Below are 4,788 nucleotides of genomic sequence, written 5' to 3' on the forward strand. Positions count from 1 at the left end.
GCAGCGGCCGCGCCTGGCGGAAATCGAACGGCGTGCCATCGACCGGCTTCACGACGCCGGTCGGGATAAGGTCGCCATCGACCGGAAGATAGGCGCCGGCGTTCAGCATCAGCCGGTGGTCGAGATATCGCCGGCGCCGCCGTCATCCAGGTTGAAATAGGAATGCTGGGTGAGGCTGCACAGCGTCGGCTCCTCGCAGGTGGCGGTCATCTCGACACTGAGCGTGCCGGGGATTTTCAGCCTGTAGGTGCAGGTCACGTCGAGCGCGCCGGGAAAGCCCATCGTGCCGTCGTGTCTCGATCCCAAAGAACACGTGGCCGACAGGCATGCCTGGCTGTGGGCTGGTCGACGAGGTGAGCGCTGGAGAATTCAGGTACGGGCCCTACTACCTAGGCTTGTGACAAAGTTGATCGAGCACGTCTCGAAGCGCAGTGGCGGCTTGGTCACGCTCGTCAGCAGACATCAGCTCGGGCTCAGCTTCTAGTCTGAGATGCGGCAGTTCGGTTCGAACGGAGCGATGGGCAGCGACAAGATTGGCCTTCAGATCGATGACGCGATAGGTGGCGACCGGATAGGCGATCCCCTTGACGTGGATGTGCCCCAGTTCGTCGCAGTCGATCATGTCCTTCACTTGCGCAAACGTCTCATAAGAAATGAGCACGGTCCCTGGCTGCGCCTCCTGCTCGAGACGTGAGGCGAGATTCACAGCGCCGCCGATTATCGTGTAATCCATCCGGTCCTCGCTGCCGAAGTTGCCGACAGTGCAGTAGTCGGTGTGGATGCCGATGCGGCAGCGCAGTGGTGTTTCAATTCCAATGTCGCGCCAGATTTCGGCAAGTTCGCTCATCCGCTTCTGCATGGCGAGAGCCATCTGCACGCAGGCGAACGCGTCCTCCTTGACGCCGCGAGTCTCCGGATCGCCGAAAAACATCAGGATCGCGTCGCCGACATACTTGTCGATCGTCGCGCCGTGATCCGAAGCAATTTTCGACATTTCCGTCAGATAGTGATTGAGGAGCTGGGTGAGAACTTCGGACTCCATTTTGTCAGTGGTCTCGGTAAAGCCGGCGATATCCGAGAAGCATATCGTCAGCTTCTTCCGCTGGCTGGCGATCCTGACGTCCTGACGGCCAGTGAATATCGAGTTGTAGACCTGCGGCGCCAGGTACTTCGCCAGCTTGCTGGAAAGCGCCTCGAGAGCCGCGGATTTCTCGGCGAGGTTCTCCTCCCGTTGCTTCAGCTCGGTGATGTCCGAGTAGACCGCGACTGTGCCGCCGCCGGTGATCCGCCGCTCGCTAATCATAATCCATCGCCCGTCGCCTCGCCGCTGCAGCCACGGTTCGCCAGGGTTGCGGTGCCGGGAGAGGCGCTCGGCGACCCATTCCTCTAACCGTCCCTCAGCATCCCTGATATAGCCGCGCTCAGCGGATCGGCGAATGATGTACTCGAAGGCCGTGCCGGGCGTCAGTTCGATCGCAAGGTCGCTGTAGAGCAGTTCGCGGTAGCGGCTATTGCTAAGGGCGAGCCGGTCCTCCGCGTCGTAGAGAGCGAATCCCTCGGAGATGCTTTCGATGGCATCAATGAGCCGCTGACGCGCTTCGGCGACCTCGCGCAGGTTCTTCTCCTCCACCTCGACTGCGGTATCCCGGAAGAGCCTGAGCGCCTCGGCCATGCGGCCGATTTCGTCGTGGCCCGCGGCAGGCAAGGGCGCACGAAGATCGCCGCCGGCGATCGCGAGCATGCTTTGGCTCAACCCTCCCAGCCGCGCGAGGAGGCTACGGTCGACATAGAGCCACACAAACAGAACGGAACTCAAGAGGCTGAGAATGGCGGAGCCAAGACCAACTCCGGTCCCGTAGCGCTGGACGACCGTGGCTTCGAGACCGGACGCCGCGATCTCGCGGTCTGCCGCGGCGACCAGGCGATCGACGGCAGCGGTAAGACTGCGCGACAGCTGATGGTTTTCGGCCAGAAGCTTTTCACCCTGCGCAAGGACGGCGAACTCGTCCTGCCGCGTCTTCGGGATGCTGTTTCCACCGTCGATCAATGCCTTGAACTCGTTGACCCGCTGCTGGAAACGGGTTCGCAGCCTCTCGTCGATCTCGTTGGAAATCGTATCTAGAACGGCGAACGACCGGCGCAGCGGAAACATGATCAACGCCAGATCGCCTGGCGTAGGCGCGTCCGCCGTGTTGACCAGCGCGTCATTGACCGCCGAGATCTCCTGCTGCGCCTTCTGCTGCGGGATGTAGGCCGCGATCGCTTGAACCAGGTCGGCCGTCGCCTCCGTGCCTCGATCCGACGCAAGCGACGTGCCGGCTGTGACCGCCCGCCATTGCTGGAGTTTGGAATTCATCACGAGCATACCGGGCGCCACTAGGCGCTGGCTTGCATTTGTCGTAGCCGACAGGCGGCGTAACAGTTCCTCTTTGTGCGCCACCACGGAGAGGCGGGCGGCGACAAGGTCATCGAGGGCATTGAGATTGCGGCGCAGACCAAGCACCGCAGCCTCGATCTCAGCCACCACCGCCGTGCCAGGCTTGGCGCCTTTGAGAGCGGCAAGCAGTTCCTCTAGGCGCGTCATCTCGGCCGCGATCGCAGCCGACACCTCGTTGTGCTGAGCCTTGCTGGTCGAAGCAAGTACGGCGGGCGCAGTGGCGGCGACCCGCTCGGCCTGCCGCGACAGCTGGAGGGATGCGAGCGCCGATGGCACTCGGTCCTTGGTGATGCGGTCGAGAACCTCCCCCACCTCGAAAAAGGCATAAAGAGCGGCTGCTGTCGCGAGCACCGCGAAGGTGCTGATACCGAAAAAAGCGAGCAACAGGCGGCCGCGTACGCCGAGACGCTTAAGCATCGCGGCGACGCGTTGATTCAGCTGGCGCGGCCAATAAGATCTGCACAGATTGGCTCAATGCGATCCGCCAGCTCGGTGGTCCGTTACTCCAACGGCACGTATTCGCCGCCCTTCCAAACATACCATACCCAACTCTGAACAGTGAGGTCGCCCTTGTCATCAAAGTCCATACGGCCCAGCACAGTATCAAATTGATTGCTCCGCAGCGACGCAATCACGGCTTGGAGTTCTAGTGAGCCTGCCTTCTCGACCGCCTGCGCCCAAGTCTGGGCGGCACCGTAACTATGCAGCGTCCAGGAATCTGGTTCGAAGTTCTCGGCACGGAATCGTTCGACGACTTGCGCCGCTTCGGCATTTCGACGTGGGTCGGGGACAAAGGTGAAGAGCGTGCCCTCGGCGGCAGGGCCGGCAATGAGCCCAAACGCCTCGGTCGCCGTATCGTCACCCGAGATCAGCTGAAGCGAGTAGCCCCGGTCGCGCGCCGCACGAACCATAAGCGCAGCCTCGGTATGATACCCTCCCATATAAAGCACGGCGATATCCGCCCCCTGTAGCCTACTGATCTCGGCCGAGTAGTCGTCTTTCCCGGGAGCGTAGCCATCATAGATTGTCTCGGTCACGCCCCGCTTGTTCAACTGCTTTCTTGTCTCATCGGCGAGACCCTTCCCATAGGTCGTGTTGTCGTGAAGGATCGCGATCTTCTTGTCGCTCCAATGATCGGCCAAGTAGTTGCCGGCCTCGAAGCCCTGCGCATCGTCGCGACTGCAGACGCGGAAAACGTTGGCGCGACCTTGCTCGGTCAACATCGGATTGGTCGAGGATGGCGAAATCTGCAGAATTCCCGCCGCCTCGTACACCTTCGAAGCTGGGATCGAGGCTCCAGAGCAGTAGTGCCCGACGACGAACACTACACCGTCAGCCACCAGCTTTTGGGCAGCAGCCACTGCTTGCTCGGGATCGCAGAAGTCGTCGACCGTGATGAGCCGCACCTGTTGGCCTAGAACGCCGCCCGCTGCATTGATGTCGGCCACAGCTACCTCTGCGCCGCGCTTCAATTGCGTGCCAGTCCACTCAAGCTTTCCGGTCATCGGGCCTGCGACCCCGATCAGCACCTCCGCCTGCGCAGGACAGTTAAGCGCGACCGCGAGCGCCACAAAAGCCACTGTGATGATACGGTGCATGGATGACACCCCAAGCGAGTAGTTTACGCCAATCCCGTCAACGCCGACAGTCCTTTCCGCGAGCGTAGATATCTTGGCTGGTCATACAGCGCACTCGTCTCGTCGTTGATTAGGCTTCTACCTGGATTTGCCATATCCCTGCGCGGGTTAGTTGATGGCTAAAGCGCTCGCGCTTGCCGAGGTTCTCAACTAAATTGGGTGCTAAGTGGTTGTTGCCATCGCGTGCTACAAATTGGATTGTCCCTTTTGCAGACGTTCCGGCCCGACCTACGAAGGTCGCTTTCGGGTCAACTTGCCTCGTCCCGGCCATCGGCTTCAAATGTTCGAGAACGGTCCGAACTCGATCGCTGACAGTGATTGGGTTCCGATCCGAGAGCGTCGCGCGTCCAATCGGAACGCAAACGACGGCCTTTGAACTTGCGCACGATCCTGTCCGAACCGGAGGGTAGCGCAGCAAGAACCGGTACCACCCGACTTCCGTGTCAGGCGCCAGGCAGTCGGAACCGGTATTCCGTGACATGGTGGTAGATCTGGCCCGGCCATAGCGTGGCCTGTGGGAAATACGGCCGGTTCGGCGCGTCCGGCCAGACCTGCGGCTCCAGGCAAAAGCCCGAAAAAGCCTTGTAACGATGTCCTTCGAGCCCCGGCGAAGGCGGCGCCAGATACTGGCCGGTATAGAGCTGAACGCCCGGCTCGGTGGTCCAGAGCTCCATCTCGACGCCGGAATTTGCGCCTTGCGCCCATGATGCCAGC

General features: G+C 61.3%; 3 protein-coding genes and 1 pseudogene. All 4 read right to left on the reverse strand.

The window, feature by feature from the left end; genetic code table 11:
* A pseudogene (locus ACWUKX_RS30750) lies at window positions 1-291 on the reverse strand (aldose epimerase family protein); the annotation flags it as partial.
* 94 nt (window positions 292-385) lie between these two features.
* Window positions 386-2,854, reverse strand: a complete 2,469-nt coding sequence (locus ACWUKX_RS30755; RefSeq protein ID WP_456010423.1) for an adenylate/guanylate cyclase domain-containing protein — start codon at window positions 2,852-2,854, stop codon at window positions 386-388.
* 83 nt (window positions 2,855-2,937) lie between these two features.
* Complete coding sequence (locus tag ACWUKX_RS30760) at window positions 2,938-4,035, reverse strand: branched-chain amino acid ABC transporter substrate-binding protein (protein WP_287094559.1); 1,098 nt, start codon at window positions 4,033-4,035, stop codon at window positions 2,938-2,940.
* Between the two features lie 482 nt (window positions 4,036-4,517).
* Window positions 4,518-4,788 (reverse strand): aldose epimerase family protein (locus ACWUKX_RS30765; RefSeq protein ID WP_456010424.1); only part of this gene is annotated, 271 nt, incomplete at its 5' end.

The sequence above is a fragment of the Mesorhizobium sp. f-mel genome (assembly GCF_053850215.1).